Below are 24035 nucleotides of genomic sequence, written 5' to 3'. Positions count from 1 at the left end.
ACGCCCCCCCCCCGCCCCGGGGCGCCCCCCCGGCCATTCGGGTCGGGGGGGGGGGGGGCTCCCCCCGGGGGGCCCGGCGGGGGGGGGGGGGGGGGCCGGGCGGCCCCCCGCCCCCCCCGGCCCGGGAGGCGCGGGTCGGCGCCCCCGAAGATCGTCGATCGTCAGATCGCCCGGGCTCAGCGACCGGCCGGAACCGGGTCGGTGGCCTCGGTCCACAGGTCCTGCTCGGCGCGGTCCGCCTGGACCTGACGGTAGACAAAGAAGCCGCCGAGGGCGACCAGGGCGACCAGGAGAAGCTTCTTCACCGCGGGACCTCGTCCTTCTTGCGTTGGTGGACTCAAGAGCCGGATCCGGCCGGACTGACCGGGCCGACGAGTCCAGTTGTGTTTCGAGCGCGAACGGGCGGCCGGGTGCCAGACTGCCCTTGCGGCCGATGATACACACCGGTATCCCAATCGTGACCAGCCACCGGTGCGACCAACCCGGCGGTCCGGTCCGAGGATTGACGCCGCACCTCCTGCCGGGCGGACCGCCCGTCCACGACCGGACCGGGAATCCCGGGTCGGATCCCGAGCGGACCGCGGCCGGGAACGCCGAAGGGCCCGGAGTGGATCACTCCGGGCCCTTCGGGGAGGTGGGCCTAACAGGACTTGAACCTGTGGCCTCTTCCTTATCAGGGAAGCGCTCTAACCGTCTGAGCTATAGGCCCTCGTCGACAGAGATCGTACCGGAATCCGGCCGATCCGCGAAAACGTCGAAGGCCCCGGAGTGGATCACTCCGGGGCCTTCGCGGTGGTGGGCCTAACAGGACTTGAACCTGTGGCCTCTTCCTTATCAGGGAAGCGCTCTAACCGTCTGAGCTATAGGCCCTTGCCGCACTGAAAGATTAGCGGACCGACGGCCGATCCCCCAAATCCGTATCGGCGGGGGCCGCGGCACGGGCCCCGGAGACCGGCTGCCGGGCCACGGCGGAGCGGCGCAGCAGCCACTCCTCGCGGGTCGGCGGGAGCCCCGCCGCGCCCTCCTCGGTGCTGCGGACGGCGAGGACCTGGTTGATCCCGATGCGGTTCTGCTCGAAGGCCAGCGCGGAGGCGGCCATGTACAGCCGCCAGACCCGGGCCCGGCCGCGGCCGACCAGCCGGACCGCCTCCGTCCAGTGCGCCTCCAGGTTGGCCACCCACTCGCGCAGGGTCAGCCCGTAGTGCTCGCGCAGCGACTCGACGTCCCGGACCTCGAAGCCCGCCTCCTCCAGCCGGGACACCGTGGAACCGACGGGGGAGAGCTCGCCGTCGGGGAAGACGTAGCGGTCGATGAAGGGGCTGGTGCGGTGGGGTTCGCCGGGGTGGTCGGGGCGGCGGGCGATCTGGTGGTTGAGCAGCCGGCCGCCGGGCGCCAGCAGCCGGTACAGGCCCTCGGCGTAGACCCGGTACTGCTCGGAGCCGACGTGCTCGGCCATCCCGACGCTGGAGATCGCGTCGAACGGCCCGTCGGGGATCTCCCGGTAGTCCTGCAGCCGGACCTCGACCCGGTCGGCCAGGCCGGCCTCCTCGACCCGTGCGCGGGCCAGCGCGACCTGCTCCCGGGAGATCGAGACGCCGACCGCGGTGACGCCGTAGTGCCGGGCCGCGTGCAGCAGCAGCGAGCCCCAGCCGCACCCGACGTCCAGCAGCCGCATCCCGGGCCGCAGGCCGAGCTTGCGGCAGATCAGGTCCAGCTTGGCCTCCTGGGCGGCCTCCAGGCTCTTCGCCTCCGGCGTCCAGTAGGCGCACGAGTAGACCATCGAGGGGCCCAGCACGAGGCGGTAGAAGTCGTTCCCCACGTCGTAGTGGTGGCTGATGGCCGCGCGGTCCCTGCCGCGGCTGTGCAGCCGCCCCGCGGCCTTCCGGACCTCCTCCCGGGGCGGCGCCGGCTCGGGGCCGAGCGCCCCGGCGCGCAGGGCGGCCGCGATGGCCCGGCGGCCCCTGGCGCCGAGCACCGCCCGCGGGCCGAGGTCGAGCGTGCGGATCTCCGGCAGCTCGGCGAACCGGCCGACCACCGAGAGCACCTCGTAGAGGTCGGAGCCGGGAGCGATCTCGAGGTCCCCCGCGACATAGGCCCGGGCCAGGCCCAGCTCGCCCGGCTGCCAGATCAGGCGGCGCAGCGCCCGGCGGTTGCGCAGGACCAGGGTGGGCGCCCCGGGCGGCCCGGCGACGCTGCCGTCCCAGGCCTGTACCCGCAGCGGTACCGGCACCCCCAGCAGCCCGTCCAGGGCCTCGACCAGTTGACCTGCGAGCTTCGCCACCGCGCGCCTCCGTCCAGTCGTCCTGCTGAACTCACCTGACCCGGTCGGGCGGACCGGGGGCGGCCTGCGGCACTCCCAGGCGCGGAGCGGGTGCCACCCAGCTAATCCCACGGCCGCTGACCCGCTTCCGGGCGGCACGCCGCGGGGCGCCGGCTGTCACCCGAATGCCGAACGGACCCCACCGGCTGCAACAGCCTGTGGGGCCCGTACATTCCGTCCGTGGACGGGGAGCTGAGCGCGGGTCAGGAACCGGCCGGGGTCAGTCCTCCTCGGCCAGGGTCAGCTCGACGCCGCCGGTGAAGCCGGCCGCCGCGTTGTAGATGAACGCGGAGAGGGTGGACAGCGCGGTCAGCAGGACGACGTCCACCACGGCGATCAGCGTGGTGAAGGTCATCACCTTGCCGAAGCCGACGTAGTCCATCAGGTTGACGCCGCCGCTGCTGTCGGAGCCGGTGACGTCCTTGAGGGTCTTGCTCAGGGAGTCGAAGACCCCGAGCGAGTCCAGGGTCATCCACAGCACGGCCGAGGCCACGATGATGATGATGCCGACGGCCAGCGACAGCAGGAAGCTGACCTTCATCACCGACCACGGGTCGACCTTGGTCACCCGCAGCCGGGCCTTGCGGGTCCGGCCGAGGCCGGGGCCGGCCGCCGCGGGCGCCGCGGCGGGGCGGCGCGCCGCCCCGGGGACGGGGGTGCCGCCCGCCGGGGTGTTGCCCGAGGTCCGGGTGCCCCGGGCCGGGGTCGGCTGCCCCTTGGCGTACGTGGTCGGCTGGGAGAAGCCCCCCGAGCCGGGCGCCGGGGTTCCCGGCGCCGGCGGCGTCTGGCCGCCGTAGGTCGCGCCGCTCTGGCCCGCGCCGCCGACCGGCGGCATCAGCGAGGTGGACGCGGCAGAGTGCTCGGTCGGCGGCTGCGGCACGCCGTACGAGCCACCGCCCTGCGCGCCCGGACGGCCGCCGGAGGTTCCTCCCGCAGCACCCGTGGCTCCACTCACCTGGTCCTCCCGCACTTCCCACCAGGACGGCGCCGCCGCCCTGCTACGTCACTCGTCATCCAGCGCCCGGCGGGATTGCCCGGAACTGGTCGGCGTCCGGTGCCGCCGTACCCACCCTGTGGACGCGGCGGCACCGGTCTGCGGTTCGGTTCAGGCCTCGACGTCTCCGCCGACCGCCGTCTCCGCACCCTCGGTCGTCTCGGTGGACTCGGTGCCGGTGACCTCGTCCTCCGCCGTCTCCTCGTCCTCGGCCTCCGCGTTGCGGGCCATGCCCACGACCGCGTCGCGCTTTCCGAGGTTGATCAGTTGGACGCCCATGGTGTCACGTCCGGTTTCACGAACCTCGGAAACCCTCGTGCGGATCACCCCGCCCGAGAGGGTGATCGCCATGATCTCGTCGGTTTCGTCCACCACGAGTGCGCCGACGAGCGAACCCCGGCCCTCGACGATCTTCGCCGCCTTGGTGCCGTAGCCGCCGCGTCCCTGGACACGGTACTCGTCCACACCCGTCCGCTTGGCGTAGCCGCCGTCCGTGGCGGTGAAGACGTACGTGCCCGGGCGGACGACGTTCATCGAGAGCAGCTCGTCGTCCTCGCGGAAGGCCATGCCCTTGACGCCGGAGGTGGCGCGGCCGGTGGGCCGCAGGGCGTCGTCGGTCGCGGTGAAGCGGATCGACTGGGCCTTCTTGGAGACCAGCAGCAGGTCGTCCTCGGAGGAGACCAGCTCGGCGCCGATCAGCTCGTCGTCCCGGCCCTCCTCGTCCTGGCGCAGGTTGATCGCGATCAGGCCGCCGGAGCGCGGGGAGTCGTAGTCCTTCAGCGGGGACTTCTTCACCAGGCCGGCCCGGGTGGCGAGGACCAGGTACGGCTTGTCCTCGTACGTCCGGACGGCCATCACCTGGGCGATGTGCTCCTCCGGCTGGAAGGCCAGCAGGTTGGCGACGTGCTGGCCGCGGGCGTCCCGCCCGGCGTCCGGCAGCTCGTAGCCCTTGGCGCGGTAGACCCGGCCCTTGTTGGTGAAGAACAGGATCCAGTTGTGGGTCGTCGTCACGAAGAAGTGGTCGACGATGTCGTCCTGCTTCAGCTGGGCACCGCGCACGCCCTTGCCGCCGCGCTTCTGCGAGCGGTAGAGGTCGGAGCGGGTCCGCTTGACGTAGCCGCCACGGGTGATCGTGACGACGATGTCCTCCTCGGCGATGAGGTCCTCGATGGAGAGGTCGCCGTCGGACGGGATGAGGGTGGAGCGCCGCTCGTCGCCGTACTTCTCGACGATCGCGGTGAGCTCCTCGGAGATGATCTCCCGCTGACGGGTCGGCGAGGCGAGGATCGCGTTGTACTCGTCGATCTTGCGCTGCAGCTCGTCGTGCTCGTCCATGATCCGCTGGCGCTCCAGGGCGGCCAGGCGGCGCAGCTGCATCTCCAGGATGGCGTTGGCCTGGAGCTCGTCGATGTCGAGCAGGCCCATCAGGCCGGTGCGGGCGGCGTCGGCGCTCGCCGAGGCCCGGATCAGCGCGATGACCTCGTCGATCAGGTCCAGGGCCTTGAGCAGGGCGCGCAGGATGTGGGCGCGCTCCTCGGCCTTGCGCAGGCGGAAGGTGGTCCGCCGGACGATGACCTCGACCTGGTGGTTGACCCAGTGCCGGATGAAGGCGTCCAGCGACAGGGTGCGCGGCACGCCGTCGACCAGGGCCAGCATGTTGGCGCCGAAGTTGGTCTGCAGCTCGGTGTGCTTGTACAGGTTGTTCAGCACGACCTTGGCGACCGCGTCGCGCTTGAGCACGACCACCAGGCGGGTGCCGGTGCGGGAGGAGGACTCGTCGCGGACGTCCGCGATGCCCGCGATCTTCCCGTCCTTGACCAGGTCGGCGATCTTCAGCGCGAGGTTGTCCGGGTTGACCTGGTACGGCAGCTCGGTGATCACCAGGCACTGCCGGCCCTGGATCTCCTCGACCTCGACGACGGCGCGCATGGTGACCGAGCCGCGGCCGGTGCGGTAGTAGTCGTCGATCCCGCGGCGGCCGACGATCAGCGCGCCGGTCGGGAAGTCGGGGCCCTTGATCCGCTCGATCAGGGCTTCCAGCAGCTCCTCGTTGGAGGCCTCGGGGTTCTCCAGGTACCAGAGCGCGCCGGAGGCCACCTCGCGCAGGTTGTGCGGCGGGATGTTGGTGGCCATGCCGACCGCGATGCCGGTGGCACCGTTGACCAGCAGGTTGGGGAAGCGGGCCGGGAGGACGGTCGGCTCCTGCGAGCGGCCGTCGTAGTTGGGCGCGAAGTCGACGGTCTCCTCGTCGATGTCGCGCATCATCTCCATGGCCAGCGGCATCATCTTGCACTCGGTGTAGCGCATGGCCGCCGCCGGGTCGTTGCCCGGGGAGCCGAAGTTGCCGTTGCCGTCCACCAGCGGCATCCGCATCGACCACGGCTGGGCCAGGCGGACCACGGTGTCGTAGATCGAGGTGTCGCCGTGCGGGTGGTAGTTGCCCATCACGTCGCCGACGACGCGGGCGCACTTGTAGTAGCCCTTCTCGGGGCGGTACCCGCCGTCGTACATCGCGTAGAGCACGCGGCGGTGCACCGGCTTGAGGCCGTCGCGGACCTCGGGCAGCGCACGGCTGACGATCACGCTCATCGCGTAGTCGAGGTACGAGCGCTGCATCTCGGTCTCGAGCTCGACCGGCTCGATCCGCATCGTCGCCTGGGCGGTGGCCTCGGCGGCTTCGGGGGTCTCGGGCTGTTCGGCGTCGGGACGGTTGTCGTCGACCACTGGTGGTCAGTTTCCTTTCACGCGGACTGGTACGTGCGGGGCCTGGGGTGCAGGCGTCACACGTCCAGGAAGCGGACGTCCTTGGCGTTGCGCTGGATGAAGGAGCGGCGGGCCTCGACGTCCTCGCCCATCAGCACGGAGAACAGCTCGTCGGCGCGGGCGGCGTCCTCCAGCGTGACCTGGAGCAGCAGCCGGTGCTCGGCGTCCATGGTGGTGACCCGGAGCTCCTCGGCGTTCATCTCGCCGAGACCCTTGAACCGCTGGATCGCGTCGTCCTTGGGGAGCCGGCGCCCGGCCTCCACCCCGGCGGCGATCAGCGCGTCGCGCTCGCGGTCGGAGTAGGCGTACTCGAAGTCGTCCTTGCCCCACTTGATCTTGTACAGCGGGGGCATGGCGAGGTAGACGTACCCGGCCTCGACCAGCGGCCGCATGAAGCGGAACAGCAGGGTCAGCAGCAGGGTCCGGATGTGCTGACCGTCGACGTCGGCGTCGGCCATCAGGACGATCTTGTGGTACCGGAGCTTGGCCTCGTCGTAGTCCTCCTGGATGCCGCAGCCGAAGGCCGAGATCAGCGCCTGGACCTCGGTGTTCTGCAGCACCTTGTCGATCCGGGCCTTCTCGACGTTCAGGATCTTGCCGCGGATCGGCAGGATGGCCTGGGTGCGCGGGTCGCGGCCCTGCTTGGCCGAGCCGCCGGCGGAGTCACCCTCGACGATGAAGATCTCGCACTCGGACGGGTCCTTGGACTGGCAGTCCGAGAGCTTGCCCGGCAGCGAGGCGGACTCCAGCAGGCCCTTGCGGCGCGTCAGGTCGCGGGCCTTGCGGGCGGCGACGCGCGCGGTGGCGGCCTGGATGGACTTGCGGATGATGTCCGAAGCCTCGTTGGGGTTGCGGTCCAGCCAGTCGTTGAGCTGCTCGTGGACGACCTTCTGGACGAAGGTCTTGGCCTCGGTGTTGCCGAGCTTGTCCTTGGTCTGGCCCTCGAACTGCGGCTCGCCGAGCTTGACCGAGATGATCGCGGTCAGACCCTCGCGGATGTCCTCGCCGGAGAGGTTGTCGTCCTTCTCGCGGAGCAGCTTCTTGTCCCGCGCGTAGCGGTTGACCAGGCCGGTCAGCGCGGCGCGGAAGCCCTCCTCGTGGGTACCGCCGCCGTGGGTGTGGATGGTGTTGGCGAAGCTGTAGACCCCCTCGGTGTAGGAGGAGTTCCACTGCATCGCGATCTCCACCGAGATCGCCTTGTCCTTGTCCTCCGCCTCGAAGTCGATCACCGAGGGGTGGATGACCTCGCCCTTGCGGGAGTTGAGGTGGGCGACGAAGTCGGCGATGCCGCCGTCGTACTTGTACGTGACGGTGAGCGGCTTGCCCTCCTCGTCCACGTGCTCGGGGCGCTCGTCGGTCAGCGAGATCGACAGGCCCTTGTTGAGGAAGGCCATCTCCTGGAAGCGCCGGGAGAGGGTCTCGAAGGAGTAGACGGTGGTCTCGAAGATGTCGGGGTCGGCCCAGAAGGTGACCGTGGTGCCGGTCCGGTCGGTCTCCGCGCCCTTGACCAGGGCGGCCGTCGGCGCGCCCATCTTGTAGTCCTGGGTCCAGATGTGGCCGTCCTTGTGGATCTCCACGGAGAGCCGGGTTGACAGCGCGTTCACCACGGAGACGCCGACGCCGTGCAGACCGCCGGAGACGGCGTAGCCGCCGCCGCCGAACTTGCCGCCGGCGTGCAGGACGGTGAGGACGACCTCGACGGCCGGCTTGTCCTGGCCGGGGACGATGTCCACCGGGATGCCGCGGCCGTTGTCGACGACGCGGATCGCGCCGTCGGACATGATCGTCACGTCGATGGTGTCGGCGTACCCGGCCATCGCCTCGTCGACGGAGTTGTCCACGACCTCCTGCACCAGGTGGTGCAGGCCGCGCTCACCGGTGGAACCGATGTACATGCCGGGGCGCTTGCGGACGGCGTCGAGGCCTTCCAGCACCTGGATGTTGCTACCGGTGTAGGAAGCCTGGTCGGTCTGGTCTGGGGTCTGGCTGGGGTTGCCGGAATCGGCCACGAAGCGCCCTCTCTGGCACAGCACGGGCCGCATCCCCGCCCCGTCCGGGCGGGCGTGCGACCACAGTGTTTCGACTCGGTTGCCACTAGCAACAGTGTTTGGCTCTCAGTCTACCGGTACGACTGACATAGATGGGCGTTTGGCAGCCCTTGAAGGCAGATATGCCGCCCTGAAGCCCCTCCGCACATGTCCCGATACTCGCCCGGGGGCCTCAGAGCGCCTGGGAGGGCTGTCAGGGGTTCCGGAAGATCGCCATCCGATCCGCGCCGGACCCGCCCCGGTCACCCCCAGGTGTCGCCCGGCCCCTTGCTCCCCGGCGCCCGCAGCCGGCCGTAGCCGCGCGCGGGCGCCGCCGGGCCCAGCACCTTGATGGTCTTGACCGTGCCGTGGCCCAGCTCGTGGTTCAGACGTGCCACCAACTGCCGTGCCAGCCAGCGGAGTTGAGTGGCCCATGCGGTCGAGTCGCACTGCACGGTGAGCACCGCGGCGGCCTCGTCGTAGGAAGAGGGGTGGCAGTGCGCGGCGATGTCCGGGCCGACGATCTGCGGCCAACGGCCCATCACCCCGCCGACCGCAGCCGAGGACTCCCAGCCGCGCTCGGTCAGCAGCCGGTTCAGCGCCGCTCCCAGCGGGACCGGGTCGCGGCCGTCCGAACGGGCACCGCTGCGCAGACCGTGCCGCTTCGCCTCGCGCTTCTGCTGGACCTGCTCGCCGCGCTGGCGGGCCTGGGCGCGGGCCGCCCGCAGCGCCGAGCGCGCGAGGTCGGCACCCGTCGGCTCGCCGGCCTCGGACCGGGGGGAGTTCTCCGCCGGCTCGCTCACGGCGATCTCCTTTCCCCAGCCTGTGGACAACGCTGAGCGATCCAGCGTACGGGAGGACACGGACGACGGACGGCCGGGTGGGCCCGGCCGCCGGAGCGTGCGGATCGTGGAGTGCGGGGACCGCGGATCAGGCGTCCACGCGGCGCACGGCGCCGTCGGCCACCGCGAACCGGGCACCGGCCAGCGCCTTCGGCACGTCCTCGGCGACCGCCGCGGTCACCAGCACCTGCTCGCCGTCGGCCACCAGCTCGGCCAGCCGGTCCCGGCGGGCCGCGTCCAGCTCGGCGAACACGTCGTCCAGGATCAGCACCGGCTCGCCGCCGTCGGCGCGCAGCAGTTCGTACGAGGCCAGCCGCAGCGCCAGCGCGAACGACCAGGACTCGCCGTGGCTGGCGTAGCCCTTGGCGGGCAGCGGGCCGAGCTTGAGCACCAGCTCGTCGCGGTGCGGGCCGACCAGGGTGAGGCCGCGCTCGACCTCCTGCTTGCGGACCGCCCGCAGGGCCTGCAGCAGCTGTTCCTCGGCCTGCTCGCGACTGGTCGGCAGCTCGCCCTCGAAGGAGCTGCGGTACTCCAGGGCGGTCTCGCCGCCGCCGGGCGCCAACTGCCCGTACGCGGCCGTCACCAGCGGCTGCAGCGCGGCCACCAGCTGGATCCGGAAGGCCGTCAACTCGGCTCCGGCACGGGCCAGGTGGCCGTCCCAGACCTCCAGGGTGGACAGGTCGGCACCCTTGCCGCCGCCGGCCCGGCGGGCCATCGCGGCGGTCTTCAGCAGGGCGTTGCGCTGCTTGAGCACCCGCTCGTAGTCCTGCCGCACACCGGCCAGCCGGGGTGCGCGGGCGGTCAGCAGCTCGTCCAGGAAGCGCCGGCGCTCGCCCGGGTCACCCTTGACCAGGGTGAGGTCCTCGGGTGCGAACAGCACGGTCCGCAACAGGCCCAGCACGTCGCGCGGGCGGACGTTGTCGGAGCGGTTGATCCGGGCCCGGTTGGCCTTGCCCGGGGTGAGCTCCAGTTCGACCAGGGTGGAGCGGCCGCGGTCCACCACCGAGGTGCGGATCACCGCCCGCTCGGCGCCCAGCCGGATCAGCGGGGCATCGGTGGCGACCCGGTGGCTGCCCAGGGTGGCGACGTAGCCGATCGCCTCGACCAGGTTGGTCTTGCCCTGGCCGTTGGGCCCCACGAAGGCCGTCACACCCGGGTCGAGGGGCACCTCGGCCCGGGTGTACGACCGGAAGTCGGCGAGCGACAGATGCGCGACGTGCATGGCTGTGGACTGCGCCCGCCTTCTGTGGAGAGACCTGCGGTTACTTGGACTCGACCGCGTGGCCGCCGAACTGGTTGCGCAGGGCGGCGATCATCTTCATCTGCGGCGAGTCGTCCTGGCGGGAGGCGAAGCGGGCGAACAGCGAGGCGGTGATCGCCGGCAGCGGCACGGCGTGGTCGATCGCGGCCTCGACGGTCCAGCGGCCCTCGCCGGAGTCGGCGGCCCAGCCGCGCAGCTTGGCCAGGTGCTCGTCCTCGTCCAGGGCGCGGACGGCCAGGTCCAGCAGCCAGGAGCGGATGACGGTGCCCTCCTGCCAGCTGCGGAAGACCTCGCGCACGTCGGTGACCTCGGGGGCCGCCTCCAGCAGCTCCCAGCCCTCGGCGAAGGCCTGCATCATCGCGTACTCGATGCCGTTGTGGACCATCTTGGCGAAGTGGCCGGCGCCCACCGCGCCCGCGTGCACCGAGCCGAAGTCGCCCTCGGGCTTGAGCGCGTCGAAGACCGGCTGGACCCGCGCGACGTGCTCGGCGTCGCCGCCGTACATCAGCGCGTAGCCGTTCTCCAGGCCCCAGACGCCGCCGGAGACACCGCAGTCCACGAAGCCGATGCCCTTGGCGGCCAGCGCCTCGGCGTGCTTGACGTCGTCGGTCCAGCGGGAGTTGCCGCCGTCCACCACCACGTCACCGGGGGAGAGCAGCTCGGCGAGCTCGTCGACGGTCGCCTGGGTGGCGGCGCCGGCCGGGACCATCACCCAGACCACGCGCGGGCCCTGCAGCTTGGTGACGAGTTCCTGCAAGCTCTCGACGTCGGAGACGTCCGGGTTGCGGTCGTAGCCGATGACGGTGTGGCCGGCGCGGCGGATCCGCTCGCGCATGTTGCCGCCCATCTTGCCGAGACCGATGAGGCCGAGCTCCATGACCAAGTCCTTACCTGTGGTGACATGCCTGGCGGCGGCGCCGTTGCCGCACGCCTTGAGCCTACGCGCTGAACCGCCGCGGCCCGCCTGCGGTCGGCCGACCGGGGGAGACGTCCACAGGCTGTGCACAGCGGGTGTGCACAGCCTGTGGGTAACCGTTCCGGGGCGCGGTCGGCCGGAGGGATCAGCCGGAGAGGCGGACCGGCATGCTCTGCCTTGTGGGGGGCGACCCCCACACCCCCGGGATCATGCCGCTCCCGAGCGTCAGCCGGAGAGGCGGACCGGCATGATCAGGTACTGGTAGGCCTTGTCCTCCTCGGCGTCCACCGAGACCTTGCCGCTGAGCAGCGCGGGCTTGGTCGGGGTGGTGAAGCTCAGCTGGGCGTAGGCGGAGTCGATGGCCTTGAGGCCCTCCTCCAGGTAGCCCGGGTTGAAGGCGATCGAGATGTCGTCGCCCTCGAGGTCGGCCTCGATCCGCTCGGTGGCCTGGGCGTCGTCGCCCGAGCCGGCCTCCAGCGTGAGCACGCCCTGCTCGAAGTTGAGGCGGACCGGGGTGTTGCGCTCGGCGACCAGCGAGACGCGCTTGAGCGCCTCCAGGAAGGGCTGGGTCTGGATCGCGGCGACGGCGCTGAACTCCGTCGGGAAGAGGCTGCGGAACTTGGGGAACTCGCCCTCCAGCAGCCGGGTGGTGGTCCGGCGGCCGGCGCCCTCGAAGCCGATCAGGCCCTCCCCGGCACCGCCGGAGGAGAGCGCGATGGAGACGTTGTCGCCGCTGCCCAGGGACTTGGCGATGTCCTGGAGGGTCTTGGCCGGGACCAGCGCGACCGCGGAGATGTCCGACTGCTCGGGCTTCCACAGCAGCTCGCGGACGGCGAAGCGGTAGCGGTCGGTGGCGGCCAGGGTGATCCGGTCGCCCTCGATCTCGACCCGGACACCGGTGAGCACCGGGAGGGTGTCGTCCCGGCCGGCGGCGACCGCCGCCTGGCTGACGGCGGAGGCGAAGACGTCGCCGGAGACGGTGCCGGTGGCGGTCGGCATCTGGGGCAGGGCCGGGTACTCGTCCACCGGGAGGGTGGGGAGGGTGAAGCGCGAGCTGCCGCAGACCACGCTGACCCGCTGGCCGTCGGTGGAGATCTCCACAGGCCTGTTGGGGAGGTTGCGGGAGATGTCGTTCAGCAGTCGACCGGAGACCAGGACGGTGCCGGCCTCCTCGACGTCCGCCTCCAGCTCGACCCGGGCCGAGACCTCGTAGTCGAAGCCGGACAGCGCCAGGCTGCCCTCCTGTGCCGTCAGCAGCAGGCCGGCCAGCACCGGCACCGGCGGCCGTGCCGGGAGGCTGCGGGCAGCCCAGGCCACCGCCTCCGCGAGGACGTCACGCTCCACCCGGAACTTCACCGGTAACCGCCTCCTGGATCGAGCGCTCCCGCTCGCACTCTGGTTCGTCTGATCTTGATCGTCGGTTGGGCTGTCCGCCGAGCTCTGCTCACTCCGCTTCCAGTCGCAAGGACAGTCTGACGTACTCCGCCGACAGACGGGGCAGACGGGCGGAAGCAACCCGAACAGGTGTCGGGGCGCGGTTGTCCACAGATTCGGGGCCCACCCGCTTTGAAAGCAAGTCCACGGTCTAAATGTGTAGTGGTAGTAGTAGGGCCTGTGGAAACCGTGGATAACCCCGTTTCCGCAGGTCAGGGCCCGAATTTTGTCCACAGTGGGTGTGGACGGCGGCTGTGGACGGACAGGCCCCGCTGTGGACAGCCGAGCGTTACCCACAGGCCACGGAGGGTATCCACAGGTTATCCCCAGCCCTGTCCCCAGATCCGGGCCCGGTTATCCACGGGCGCCGGTCAACTTTTCGTGACGCCTTTCACACCAGGGCATGAACGCCAGCTCACGGTTGTCGAACTGTGGACGCCGCTGTGGACAAGCTGGGGATAACCGCCCCGGGCCTGGGGACAACCGGTGGATAACCCGGACGGCCCACTGGCGGGCCGTCAATTGTCCACACCCTGTGGATAACCGTTGTGCACAAGTCCACAGGCACCTGACCTGCGCCGAAGAGCGTAGCGGTGACGGGCCTGTGGACGAATTCTGGATAACTCCGGGCTCCCCGGCCTGTGGACTGTGGGGAAGTCACCCGCCCTGTGGACAACGGCCTTGTGCGCCCCGGGTTTTCGAATCACCGGTCAGTTGTTCGGCACGGGCTGTGGATTGGTGGATCGTCCGTCGACCACATCCCTGCCCAGTCGGCCCGGGACGCACACCTGTGGGCGCGCGAAAAAGGGCGTCGGGATCGCTCCTGACGCCCTCCGGGCCGCGTGCGCGGCGGCGGCTAGCTCTTGATGCGGTTGGTGAGTTCGGTGACCTGGTTGTAGATCGAGCGCCGCTCGGCCATCAGCGAGCGGATCTTGCGGTCCGCGTGCATCACCGTGGTGTGGTCGCGACCGCCGAACTGCGCGCCGATCTTCGGCAGCGACAGGTCGGTGAGCTCGCGGCACAGGTACATCGCGATCTGGCGGGCCGTCACCAGCACCCGGCTGCGGGAGGATCCGCAGAGGTCGTCCACGCCCAGGCCGAAGTACGCGGCGGTCTGCTGCATGATGACCTGCGCGGTGATCTCCGGACCGGCGTCCTCGTCCCCGCCCGGGATCAGGTCCTTGAGGACGATCCCGGCCAGCTCCAGGTCCACCGGCGCCCGGTTGAGGTTGGCGAAGGCGGTGACCCGGATCAGCGCGCCCTCCAACTCCCGGATGTTGCGGGTGATCCGGGACGCGATGAACTCCAACACGTCGGCGGGAGCGTTCAGTTGTTCCTGGATCGCCTTCTTGCGCAGGATCGCGATCCGGGTCTCCAGCTCCGGCGGGGTGACGTCGGTGATCAGACCCCACTCGAAGCGGTTGCGCAGCCGGTCCTCCAGCGTGGTGAGCAGCTTGGGCGGCCGGTCCGACGAGAGGACGATCTGCTTGTTCGCGTTGTGCAGGGTGTTGAAGGTGTGGAAGAACTCCTCCTGCGTGGACTCCTTGCTCGCGAGGAACTGCACGTCGTCCACGAGCAGGATGTCCATGTCCCGGTAGCGCCGGCGGAAGGTGTCCGCCTTGCCGTCCCGGATCGAGTTGATGAACTCGTTGGTGAACTCCTCCGAGGACACGTACCGCACCCGGGTGCCCGGGAAGAGGCTGCGCGAGTAGTGCCCGATGGCGTGCAGCAGGTGGGTCTTGCCCAGCCCGGACTCGCCGTAGATGAAGAGCGGGTTGTACGCCTTGGCCGGGGCCTCGGCGACCGCCACCGCCGCCGCGTGCGCGAAGCGGTTGCTGGCGCCGATGACGAAGGTGTCGAACAGGTACTTGGGGTTCAGCCGGGCGGCCGGCTCGTCCTTGCGAGAGCCGCCGGCCGGGGGAGCGCCGGGCGGGGCGGGCACGCCGGGAACGGCGGGACGGTCACCGGGCCGGTCGCCGGAGCGGTCCGGGGCGGTCTTCTCCGCCGGACGGCCGCCGGTGGGCCGGGAGCCGGTGGTGCGGCGGCCGGCACCCGCGCGGGGCTGCTCGTTCGGGCCGGGGCCGTAGGCGCCGCCGAAGAGGTCGCCCTGGGTGGTCGCGGGCGGGCCCGGGAGCGGGCGCGGCGCCGGACGCGGCGCGGGCTCCTCGGACTCGTAGTGGCCGTGCTGCTCCGGGTAGCCCTGCCAGCCCTGCGGGCCGGAGGCGGGACCGCCGTACGGCGCCGGGCGCTGCTCGTAGCCGCCGGTGTCGTAGCGGGGGCGCTCGTAGTCCTGCTCGTACGGCTGCCCCTTCTCGTAGGGCTGGCCGTGCTCGTACGGCTGCTGGTAGTCCTGGCCGCCGTAGCCGCCGGTGTCCTCGGCCGGGCCCGGGTACGGCTCGGGGGACCGGTCGGCGGGCGCGGGGGTGGTCGGCACGGCGTTGGCGTCGACCATGACGGCGATCCGGACGGGGCGGCTGAGCTCACGGCTGAGGGCCTCGGTCAGCTGCGGCAGCAGCCGGCCCTCCAGCACCTGCTTGGCCCGCTCGTTCGGGGTCGCCAGCAGGGCGGTGTCGTGCATCATCCACATCGGCTGGGTGCGCTGCACCCACTGTTTGTCCATCTCCCCGACATCGGGGTCGCTGACCAGCCGCTCGACGACCCTGGCCCAGACCGGGACGAGGTCGCTGTTGACATCAGCCACTGGTGCACGCTTTCCAAGAACAAACCAGACAAGTTCTGCAACGGTAGTCAGCGAACAGAGCCGGATCAAGTCGTTGTCCACAGGCTGTGGGTAAACGGGGTCCGGAGGGGCTGGTTTGACCCTCGTGCCCCGTCCCGCGTACCGTAACCAGGTCGAGTTGTCGATGGCCGCTGCCGCATGTCCGCGGGTCCACCCGCTTCCTAAGGCGCGCAGCACGGGCGCCGTGGATTGCCCTAGACCCCAGCCGAACTGGGGCGATGGGCCGGATTTCCGCAATCAAGGGAGATCACGCGGACGCACGGTGACGGCCAAGCGACTCCCCGTCATCCTACGATTCACCTCAGGAGCCCCCGAGTGAGCAAGCGCACCTTCCAGCCGAACAACCGTCGTCGCGCGAAGACCCACGGCTTCCGGCTGCGTATGCGTACCCGCGCCGGCCGCGCCATCCTGGCCGCCCGCCGTGGCAAGGGCCGCGCCAGCCTGTCCGCCTGATCCGCGCCAGAGTCTGTTGTGCTGCCCTCCGAGAATCGGCTGCGGCGGCGCCAGGACTTCGCGACCGCGGTGAAACGCGGTCGCCGGGCCGGCCGGCCCCTTCTGGTCGTCCATCTCAGCAGAGAGGGTGACCCCCAGGGGCAGACCGACCGGACCAGCGACTCCCGCCCGCACGTCGCCGAGGGGACTCCTTCGGCGCGTGCGGGTTTCGTCGTGAGCAAGGCCGTCGGCCCGGCGGTCGTCCGCAACCTGGTCAAGCGCCGGTTGCGCCACCTCGTTCGTGATCGTCTGTCCAGGCTGCCCGCCGGTAGCCTGATAGTGGTGCGTGCGCTGCCCCAGGCCGCGTCCGCCTCGTACCAGGAGCTCGAACGCGACCTGGACGCGGCGCTGAAGCGTTTGCTGAGGGCCGAGCCCGCCGCCACGGCGCCGACGGGAGCAGGGCGATGAAGTACCTGCTGATGGGTCTGATCCGGGTCTACCAGTGGACGATCAGCCCACTGCTCGGTCCGGTGTGCCGTTACTACCCCTCCTGCTCGCACTACGGCTACGAGGCCGTGAAGGTGCACGGAGCGGTCAAGGGCGGCGGACTGACCGCGTGGCGCATCCTGCGCTGCAATCCGTGGACGCCCGGCGGGGTTGATCACGTCCCGCCGCGTAAGCATCCGGTGTGGCACCGGCGGTTGCGAGACTGGCTGAAGAGCCGGTCCGCCCCCGGAGAACCGGTGACCGCCCACCCCGCCGGTCCGGACCCAGAGGGCCCGGCGACCATTGGCCCCGTGCGGCCAATCCACCTGTCCAAGGAGCCTGACCGGTGACCTTCTCCTTCCTGAATCCCCTGTACACAGCGGTGTCCTGGATCATCGTCCAGTTCCACTCGCTGTACAGCCACGTCTTCGACCCGGACGGTGGCTGGGCCTGGGGTCTCGCCATCGCCTCGATGGTGGTCGTCATCCGGATCTGCCTGATCCCGCTCTTCGTGAAGCAGATCAAGGCGACCCGGGCCATGCAGGCGATCCAGCCGAAGATGAAGGCCATCCAGGAGCGCTACAAGAACGACCGGCAGCGCCAGTCCGAAGAGATGATGAAGCTGTACAAGGAGGCGGGCACCAACCCGTTCTCCAGCTGCCTTCCCATCCTCGTGCAGGCGCCGTTCTTCACCGCCCTCTACGGCGTGCTCGCCAAGGTCGCCAAGGGCCAGGACATCGGGGTCATCCACGGTGACCTGCTGGTGAGCGCCGGCAAGGCGCACATCTTCGGTGCCCCGCTCTCCGCGACCTTCCTCGGGAGCGACGAGACCAGCGTCAAGATCGTCACCGCGGTGATGATCATCCTGATGTCGCTGTCGCAGTTCATCACCCAGCGCCAGCTGATGACCAAGAACGTCGACCTCACGGTGAAGACGCCGTTCATGCAGCAGCAGAAGATGCTGATGTACGTCTTCCCGGTGATGTTCGCCGTGATGGGCATCAACTTCCCGGTCGGTGTCCTCGTCTACTGGCTGACCACCAACGTCTGGTCGATGGGCCAGCAGCTGATCGTGATCCACAACAACCCGACCCCGGGCAGCAAGGCCTTCCAGGAGCGCCAGGCGCGGCTGAAGAAGGCCGGCCGACTGCGTCCGGACGGTACGGAGATCAAGGGCGCGCTCTGGGGCATCCTGCCGCCGTCCAAGGAGGCCCTGAGCGCCGCGTCGACCGCGTCCGCGGTGGTCGAGGAGTCGGTGCAGGCGCGTCGCCAGCAGCCCCGTCGGCAGACCAAGTCGCAGCGCCAGGCCGGTGCCCCGCACCCGGCCGAGCAGGGCCAGGACACCGTGGCCGAGCAGCCCGCCGACCAGGCCGTCCCGGCCGACTCGGGGAGCAAGCCGACGCCCGCCAAGCCGACGCCCGCCAAGCAGACCGCGGCCAAGCCGGCCGGCACCAAGCAGGGCACCCGGCAGCAGCCGAAGCGCGGTGGCGGCCAGCGGCCGAAGAGGAAGTCCTGACCGGCCGCGGGCCGGTCGTGACAGCCGCGAAGAGCTTCGTTCCAGGCCCGGCAGACGGGCCCATCTCCGAAGGAGTCCATCAGTGACGGAAGGCACCACCTCCGCCGTCGAGGCCGAGGCCGCCGCCAGCGCCGACGAGAACCTCATCTCCCGCCTGGAGCAGGAGGGCGACATCGCGGCGGACTACCTGGAGGGTCTGCTCGACATCGCGGACCTCGACGGTGACATCGACATGGACGTCGAGGGCGACCGCGCCCTGGTCTCCATCGTCAGCGACGGCAACGACCGGGCGCTGCAGCGTCTGGTGGGCCAGGACGGCGAGGTGCTGGAGGCCCTGCAGGAGCTGACCCGGTTGGCTGTCCACCGGGAGACCGGCGAGCGCAGCCGCCTCATGCTGGACATTGCCGGCTTCCGGGCCCGCAAGCGCTCCGAGCTGGCCACGATCGGCGCCAAGGCCGCCGAGCAGGCGAAGAGCACCGGCGAGCAGGTCAAGCTGCGGCCGATGACGCCCTTCGAGCGCAAGGTCGTCCACGACGCGGTCGCCGCGGCCGGTCTGCGCAGCGAGTCCGAGGGCGAAGAGCCCCAGCGGTGCGTGGTCGTGCTGCCGGCCTGAGGGCCGGCAGGTCGATGACCGGCTGCCCCCGGGCAGCCGGAGAGCTTCACCGGACGCGACCCCGTCCGCCTCGTGCGGGCGGGGTCGTCGTCCCTTCCGCGGGGAGCGGCCCGGCGGGAGACGTTTCACGTGAAACAGTGCGTTGAGCGGGTCGGTGGATCCGGGGATCGGAGAGGTCGAGATGGACACGGAGAACGCGGCTGCCGGCCGGCCGGGGGCGGACGTGGACCCGGCCGCCGAGGGGCGGACCGCCGAGGTGGCTGCGCCGGGCGAGGTGGTCACGCCGGGCGAGGCGCCGGCCGTGGCCCGGGAGGTCTTCGGTGACCGCTTCGACGCCGCGGTCCGGTACACCGAGCTGCTGGCCACCGCGGGCGTCCAGCGCGGGCTGATCGGGCCGCGGGAGGTGCCCCGGCTCTGGGACCGCCACGTCCTGAACTGTGCCGTGCTGGCCGAGCTGCTGCCGGCCGGAACCTCGCTCTGCGACGTCGGCTCCGGCGCCGGTCTGCCCGGCATCCCGGTGGCACTGGCCCGTCCGGACGTCTCGGTGACGCTGCTGGAGCCGCTGCTGCGCCGGACCACCTTCCTGGAGGAGGTCGTCCGGGAGCTGGGGCTGGAGAACGTCACGGTGCTGCGCGGCCGCGCCGAGGAGATGGTCGGCAAGCTGGCGGTGGACGTGGTGACCGCCCGGGCGGTGGCGCCGCTGGAGCGGCTGGCCGGCTGGGGCATGCCGCTGCTGCGCCCGCACGGTCAGATGCTGGCGCTCAAGGGTGACAGCGCGGAGCAGGAGCTGGCCGACTCGCGCGCCGGGCTGTCCAAGCTGGGCGCGGTCGAGTGGAGCGTGATCTCGGTCGGCGAGGGCACCCTGGAGACCTCGACCCGGGTGGTCCAGGTCAAGGCGGGGGAGAGCCCCGGTGGTGTGAAGGCCGCGACCCGGCGGGCCAAGGCGGCCCGGGCCGGGCGCAACGCGAGCGCCCGGAACGGCGAGCGCGGCCGCGGCGGGCGGCGCCGCACCCGCTGAACCGGGTGATCCCGGACACGTGCGGAGACGGGCGGACGGTCCTCCTGGAGGGGAGGAGCGTCCGCCCGTCGTCGTTCAGGTGACGCGCGGGCCGCCGCCGGGGCACCGGAGTGTCGCAACGTCAGATTTCCGGCATAGCGGGCATGGTGTTTCACGTGAAACGTCGCTCCTTGCTCTCGGACAGTTTCGATCAGCGGCTCCGCCGCGGGCTCGGCATCTTCCGGGCGGCGACTGTTGCCGCTCCGGTTTCACGTGAAACACTGAGCCCCATGCAGGACTCGGAGACCATCGACCAGATCGATGACACGCCCATCGCGCGGGCTGCCCAGGCTGCGGTTCAGGCGATCGGCCGAGCGGGCGAGGGGTTGCCCCGACCCGCCGCCACCCGGGTGATCGTGGTCGCCAACCAGAAGGGCGGGGTGGGCAAGACCACCACCACCGTGAACATGGCCGCCTCGCTGGCCATGCACGGGCTGCGCGTCCTGGTCGTCGACCTCGATCCGCAGGGCAACGCCTCCACGGCACTGGGCATCGACCACCACGCCGACGTGCCGTCCATCTACGACGTCCTGGTGGAGGGCAAGCCCCTGGCCGACGTGGTGCAGCCGGTGCGCGACGTCGAGGGGCTGTTCTGCGTCCCCGCCACCATCGACCTGGCCGGCGCCGAGATCGAGCTGGTCTCCCTGGTGGCCCGGGAGAGCCGGCTGCAGCGCGCCATCGCCGCCTACGAGCAGCCGCTGGACTACATCCTGATCGACTGTCCGCCCTCGCTGGGGCTGCTGACGGTCAACGCCCTGGTCGCCGGCCAGGAGGTGCTGATCCCGATCCAGTGCGAGTACTACGCGCTGGAGGGCCTCGGCCAGCTGCTGCGCAACGTCGAGCTGGTGCGCGCGCACCTCAACCCGGCGCTGCACGTGTCGACCATCCTGCTCACCATGTACGACGCCCGGACCAGGCTGGCCGCCCAGGTGGCCGAGGAGGTCCGGACCCACTTCCAGCAGGAGGTGCTGCACACCGCGATCCCGCGCTCGGTGCGCGTCTCCGAAGCGCCCAGCTATGGTCAGACGGTGCTGACCTACGACCCGGGCTCGACCGGTGCGCTCTCCTACCTGGAGGCCGCCCGCGAGCTCGCGCTGCGTGCGGTGGGCACCGACGGCGTTTCGGTGCCGGGTCAGCAGCGGGACGGCAACACTCCGGGGCAGCACGCCCCGGTGGCACAGTTCGGTACGACGGAGGGCAATCGGTGAGTGGTCGCAGGGCGCTGGGACGGGGGCTTGACGCGCTGATCCGTACCCCGGCATCGGCCGAGGGCACGACGGCGGTGGCGGCGGCCAGGGCGTCGACGGAGAACCGGCGGGGCCTGCCGCGGCCGGTGCCGGGCGCCCTCTTCGCCGAGCTGCCGGTCGACGTGATCAAGCCCAACCCGCGTCAGCCGCGAGACCACTTCGACCCGGACAAGCTGAACGAGCTGGTGGCCTCCATCAAGGAGGTCGGCCTGCTCCAGCCGATCGTGGTGCGCGAGGTGGCGCCCGACAGCTTCGAGCTGATCATGGGGGAGCGCCGTCTGCGCGCCTCCAGGGAAGCCGGGCTGGAGCGGATCCCCGCGATCGTCCGCGCCACCGAGGACGACAAGCTGCTGCTGGACGCGCTGCTGGAGAACCTCCAGCGCGCCGAGCTGAACCCGCTGGAGGAGGCGGCCGCCTACGACCAGCTGCTGCGGGACTTCTCCTGCACCCACGACCAGCTGGCGGACCGGGTCGGGCGCTCGCGCTCGCACGTCTCCAACACGCTGCGGCTGCTGAAGCTGCCGGCTTCCGTCCAGACCAGGGTGGCGGCCGGCACGGTGATGGCCGGGCACGCCCGGGCGCTGCTGGGCCTGGCGGACCCCGAGCGTCAGGAGCAGGTGGCGGCCCGGATCAACGCCGAGGGCCTGAGCGTGCGCAACGTCGAGGAGATCGTCACGATGATCAACTCGGCCGCCGAGAGCGAGGCGGACAAGCCGAAGCGCCAGGCCCCGAAGGCGGGTCGGCTGCTCTCCCCGGCCTTCAACGACCTGGCGAGCCGGCTGTCGGACCGCTTCGACACCCGGGTCAAGGTCGAGGTCTCGCAGCGCGGCGGCAAGCTGGGCAAGGGCAAGGTGGTGCTGGAGTTCGGTTCGGTGGAGGACCTCAACCGGATCCTGGACAGCATGGCTCCCGGCGAGGACGGTCTGCGGCTGTCGCAGGGCTGAACCGGTCCGAGGGCCCGCCTCAGGGCACCGACCCGATGGGTGCATGCTTCACGTGAGCGCTGTTTCACGTGAAACATGCACCCATCGGTGTTCGTGGGGGAAGCTCGACCGTGGAGTGGAGGAGGAGGTACGGGCATGGGGCGCCGGATCGCTCCGCTGACGCTGGACAACCTCGGGGACCTGCCGACCGGTTGTCGCTCCTGCGTGTTCTGGGAGCTCGACCCGGTCAGTGCCAAGCAGGCGGTGGAGTCCGGGAAGCCGGAGCTGGAGAAGGAGGGGTGGATCTCCACGGTGCTGCTGGAGTGGGGCTCCTGCGGTCGGATCGTCTACGTGGACGACCGGCCTGCGGGGTTCGTGCTGTACGCGCCGCCCGCCTACGTCCCCCGCTCGCAGTCCTTCCCGACCAGTCCGGTCTCGCCGGACGCCGTTCAGCTGATGGTCAGCCGGGTGCTGCCGGGCTACCAGCGCCAGGGGCTCGGCCGGGTGCTGGTGCAGACCGTGGTCAAGGACCTGATCGGGCGCGGGGTGCGGGCGGTCGAGGCCTTCGGTTCGGTCGGACGGCTGCCGACCAGCTGCGTGCTGCCGGCCGACCACCTGCTGGCGGTCGGGTTCAAGACCGTCCGGCCGCACCACCGTTACCCGCGGCTGCGGCTGGAGGCGCGGACCACGCTCTCCTGGCGGGGGGACGTGGAGGGGGCGCTGGAGCGGCTGCTCGGCGGTGCTCGCAAGGAGCCGGCGCTGCGACCGTTCTGAGCGGGCCGGGCGGGACTCGTGGGCTGAGCGGGGCCGGCGGGGCGAAAAGACGGCGGCGGGGCTCCCCGGGTGGGGAGCCCCGCCGCCGCGCGGTCGACGACCTAGATGAACTCGGCCAGCTCGCGCAGCAGCGCGGCCTTCGGACGGGCACCGGTGATGGACTTCACCGGCTCGCCGTCCTTGTAGACGATCAGGGTCGGGATGGAGATGACGCCGTACTTGGCGGCCGTCTCCTGGTTGGCGTCCACGTCGAGCTTGGCGATGGTGAGCTTGTCGCCGTGCTCGGCCGCGATGTCCTCCAGGACCGGGGCGACCTGGCGGCACGGGCCGCACCAGGTGGCCCAGAAGTCGACCAGAACGGGCTTGCTGCTGTCCAGGACGTCGGCCTGGAAGGTCGCGTCGGTGACGGTGGTGGTGGCGCCGGCCACGGGAACTCCTCGGGATCGGACGGAGGGGGGCTGCTGCCAGGAGAACAACGGGTGGGCCCGTTCTGTTTCTGCCCGGCCGGGGCGGGGGTGTTTCACGTGGAACACCCCCGCGGGGTGGGTCGGTGGCCCGGGGTCAGACCGCCACGGCGGCGGCCTTGGCCTCCAGGTCGTCCAGCGCGGCCAGGTAGCGCTCGGCGTCCAGCGCGGAGGAGCAGCCGGTGCCGGCGGCCGTGATGGCCTGGCGGTAGGTGTGGTCCACGACGTCGCCGGCGCCGAACACGCCCGGGATGTTGGTCCGGGTCGAGGGGGCCTCGACCTTGAGGTAGCCCTCGGCGTCGAGGTCCAGCTGGCCCTTGAACAGCTCGGTGCGCGGGTCGTGGCCGATCGCGATGAACAGGCCGGTGACGGCCAGCTCGCGGGTCTCGCCGGTGGTGGTGTCGCGCAGGGTCACGCCGGTCAGCTTCGGGTCGCCGTGGATGGCCTCGACCGCGCTGTCCCACTCGAAGCGGATCTTCTCGTCGGCGAAGGCGCGCTCCTGCATCGCCTTGGAGGCGCGCAGGGTGTCCCGGCGGTGGATGATCGTGACGCTCTTGGCGAAGCGGGAGAGGAAGGTGGCCTCCTCCAGGGCGGTGTCACCGCCGCCGACCACCGCGATGTCCTGGTCGCGGAAGAAGAAGCCGTCGCAGGTGGCGCACCAGGAGACGCCGCGCCCGGAGAGCTTGTCCTCGTTCGGCAGGCCGAGCTTGCGGTGCTGGGAACCGGTGGTGACGATCACGGCACGCGCCTTGTGCACGTTGCCCTCGGAGTCGGTGACGGTCTTGACGTCACCGGTGAGGTCGACCGCGACGATGTCGTCCGGAATCAGCTCGGCGCCGAAGCGCTCGGCCTGCGCCCGCATGTTGTCCATCAGCTCGGGGCCCATGATGCCGTCCCGGAAGCCCGGGAAGTTCTCGACCTCGGTGGTGTTCATGAGCGCACCACCGGCGGTGACGGCCCCCTCGAAGACCAGCGGCTTGAGGGAGGCACGGGCCGTGTAGAGCGCGGCCGTGTAGCCTGCCGGGCCGGAACCGATGATGATCACGTTACGGACGTCGCTCACTGCTTCTCCTGGTTCGCATCGCGACCCGCGTTTGCTGCGGGGAGGGCGGTCCTGCTCCGCCGCCCGGGACAACGACTGACCAGTGTCTCGCATTCCCAGGCTGATCAGTACCAGGTGCCCGAACTCCGGAAGCCGCGCGCCGTGCTGGACGTGGATCGCATGG

Annotated in this window: 21 protein-coding genes and 2 tRNA genes; 9 read left to right on the top strand and 14 right to left on the bottom strand. The window is 71.0% G+C overall.

The window, feature by feature from the left end:
* Positions 1-176 precede the first annotated feature (176 nt).
* The 12 genes from ACIRD3_RS32695 to dnaA form a co-directional block, all read right to left on the bottom strand.
* The gene (locus ACIRD3_RS32695) at positions 177-305 is read right to left on the bottom strand and encodes a DLW-39 family protein (RefSeq protein WP_014137031.1); all 129 of its coding nucleotides are present in this window, start codon (positions 303-305) and stop codon (positions 177-179) included.
* A gap of 330 nt (positions 306-635) precedes the next feature.
* A tRNA-Ile gene (locus ACIRD3_RS32690) sits at positions 636-709 on the bottom strand.
* Between the two features lie 84 nt (positions 710-793).
* Positions 794-870 (bottom strand) — tRNA-Ile (locus tag ACIRD3_RS32685).
* 16 nt (positions 871-886) lie between these two features.
* Positions 887-2281: a class I SAM-dependent methyltransferase gene (locus ACIRD3_RS32680; RefSeq protein WP_402223802.1), complete on the bottom strand. Its 1395-nt coding sequence runs from the start codon at positions 2279-2281 to the stop codon at positions 887-889.
* 259 nt (positions 2282-2540) lie between these two features.
* Positions 2541-3275 (bottom strand): DUF3566 domain-containing protein, encoded by a 735-nt coding sequence (locus ACIRD3_RS32675; protein ID WP_402223800.1) that lies wholly within the window; start codon positions 3273-3275, stop codon positions 2541-2543.
* A 150-nt stretch (positions 3276-3425) separates the two neighbouring features.
* Positions 3426-6038 carry a DNA gyrase subunit A gene (gene gyrA / locus ACIRD3_RS32670; protein WP_402223799.1) on the bottom strand — a complete coding sequence of 871 codons (2613 nt, stop codon included), beginning with the start codon at positions 6036-6038 and terminating at the stop codon, positions 3426-3428.
* A gap of 56 nt (positions 6039-6094) precedes the next feature.
* A complete protein-coding gene (gene gyrB / locus ACIRD3_RS32665) occupies positions 6095-8110 on the bottom strand; it encodes a DNA topoisomerase (ATP-hydrolyzing) subunit B (RefSeq protein ID WP_402223797.1) in 2016 nt (671 codons plus the stop codon).
* A 257-nt stretch (positions 8111-8367) separates the two neighbouring features.
* Positions 8368-8907, bottom strand: a complete 540-nt coding sequence (locus tag ACIRD3_RS32660; protein ID WP_402223795.1) for a DUF721 domain-containing protein — start codon at positions 8905-8907, stop codon at positions 8368-8370.
* Positions 8908-9034: 127 nt separating this feature from the next.
* A complete protein-coding gene (recF, locus tag ACIRD3_RS32655; RefSeq protein WP_402223793.1) occupies positions 9035-10168 on the bottom strand; it encodes a DNA replication/repair protein RecF in 1134 nt (377 codons plus the stop codon).
* 40 nt (positions 10169-10208) lie between these two features.
* Positions 10209-11084 carry a phosphogluconate dehydrogenase (NAD(+)-dependent, decarboxylating) gene (gene gnd / locus ACIRD3_RS32650; RefSeq protein WP_402223791.1) on the bottom strand — a complete coding sequence of 292 codons (876 nt, stop codon included), beginning with the start codon at positions 11082-11084 and terminating at the stop codon, positions 10209-10211.
* 264 nt (positions 11085-11348) lie between these two features.
* Positions 11349-12479, bottom strand: coding sequence for a DNA polymerase III subunit beta (gene dnaN / locus ACIRD3_RS32645; RefSeq protein ID WP_402223789.1), 1131 nt, complete (start codon positions 12477-12479; stop codon positions 11349-11351).
* Between the two features lie 934 nt (positions 12480-13413).
* The gene (dnaA, locus tag ACIRD3_RS32640) at positions 13414-15258 is read right to left on the bottom strand and encodes a chromosomal replication initiator protein DnaA (RefSeq protein WP_402223788.1); all 1845 of its coding nucleotides are present in this window, start codon (positions 15256-15258) and stop codon (positions 13414-13416) included.
* 354 nt (positions 15259-15612) lie between these two features.
* Here dnaA and rpmH point away from each other — a divergent pair, with 354 nt between their 5' ends.
* From rpmH to ACIRD3_RS32595, 9 genes are all read left to right on the top strand, one after another.
* Complete coding sequence (gene rpmH, locus ACIRD3_RS32635; protein ID WP_030059672.1) at positions 15613-15750, top strand: 50S ribosomal protein L34; 138 nt, start codon at positions 15613-15615, stop codon at positions 15748-15750.
* Between the two features lie 18 nt (positions 15751-15768).
* On the top strand, positions 15769-16197 hold the full coding sequence (gene rnpA, locus ACIRD3_RS32630; protein ID WP_402223786.1) for a ribonuclease P protein component: 429 nt from the start codon (positions 15769-15771) through the stop codon (positions 16195-16197).
* On the top strand, positions 16194-16565 hold the full coding sequence (gene yidD, locus ACIRD3_RS32625) for a membrane protein insertion efficiency factor YidD (protein WP_402223785.1): 372 nt from the start codon (positions 16194-16196) through the stop codon (positions 16563-16565). Before rnpA ends, yidD begins: the two co-directional genes overlap by 4 nt.
* Complete coding sequence (gene yidC, locus ACIRD3_RS32620; protein ID WP_402223783.1) at positions 16562-17731, top strand: membrane protein insertase YidC; 1170 nt, start codon at positions 16562-16564, stop codon at positions 17729-17731. Before yidD ends, yidC begins: the two co-directional genes overlap by 4 nt.
* A gap of 82 nt (positions 17732-17813) precedes the next feature.
* Positions 17814-18344, top strand: a complete 531-nt coding sequence (locus tag ACIRD3_RS32615; RefSeq protein WP_402223781.1) for a protein jag — start codon at positions 17814-17816, stop codon at positions 18342-18344.
* 181 nt (positions 18345-18525) lie between these two features.
* Positions 18526-19362, top strand: coding sequence for a 16S rRNA (guanine(527)-N(7))-methyltransferase RsmG (gene rsmG / locus ACIRD3_RS32610; protein WP_402223779.1), 837 nt, complete (start codon positions 18526-18528; stop codon positions 19360-19362).
* Between the two features lie 269 nt (positions 19363-19631).
* Positions 19632-20609, top strand: a complete 978-nt coding sequence (locus ACIRD3_RS32605; RefSeq protein WP_402223777.1) for a ParA family protein — start codon at positions 19632-19634, stop codon at positions 20607-20609.
* A complete protein-coding gene (locus ACIRD3_RS32600) occupies positions 20606-21592 on the top strand; it encodes a ParB/RepB/Spo0J family partition protein (protein WP_402223776.1) in 987 nt (328 codons plus the stop codon). Before ACIRD3_RS32605 ends, ACIRD3_RS32600 begins: the two co-directional genes overlap by 4 nt.
* Positions 21593-21727: 135 nt before the next feature.
* Complete coding sequence (locus ACIRD3_RS32595; protein ID WP_402223775.1) at positions 21728-22345, top strand: GNAT family N-acetyltransferase; 618 nt, start codon at positions 21728-21730, stop codon at positions 22343-22345.
* A 101-nt stretch (positions 22346-22446) separates the two neighbouring features.
* Here ACIRD3_RS32595 and trxA read toward each other — a convergent pair whose 3' ends face one another.
* Together trxA and trxB are read right to left on the bottom strand one after the other, a co-directional pair.
* Positions 22447-22773: a thioredoxin gene (gene trxA, locus ACIRD3_RS32590; protein WP_402223774.1), complete on the bottom strand. Its 327-nt coding sequence runs from the start codon at positions 22771-22773 to the stop codon at positions 22447-22449.
* A 133-nt stretch (positions 22774-22906) separates the two neighbouring features.
* Positions 22907-23872 (bottom strand): thioredoxin-disulfide reductase, encoded by a 966-nt coding sequence (gene trxB, locus ACIRD3_RS32585; protein ID WP_402223772.1) that lies wholly within the window; start codon positions 23870-23872, stop codon positions 22907-22909.
* Between the last annotated feature and the right edge of the window lie 163 nt (positions 23873-24035).

The sequence above is a fragment of the Kitasatospora sp. NPDC093550 genome (genome assembly GCF_044764985.1).
Lineage (GTDB): Bacteria > Actinomycetota > Actinomycetes > Streptomycetales > Streptomycetaceae > Kitasatospora.
Note: the sequence above shows the minus strand (reverse complement) of the source record. Positions and strands in the feature narration are given on the sequence as shown.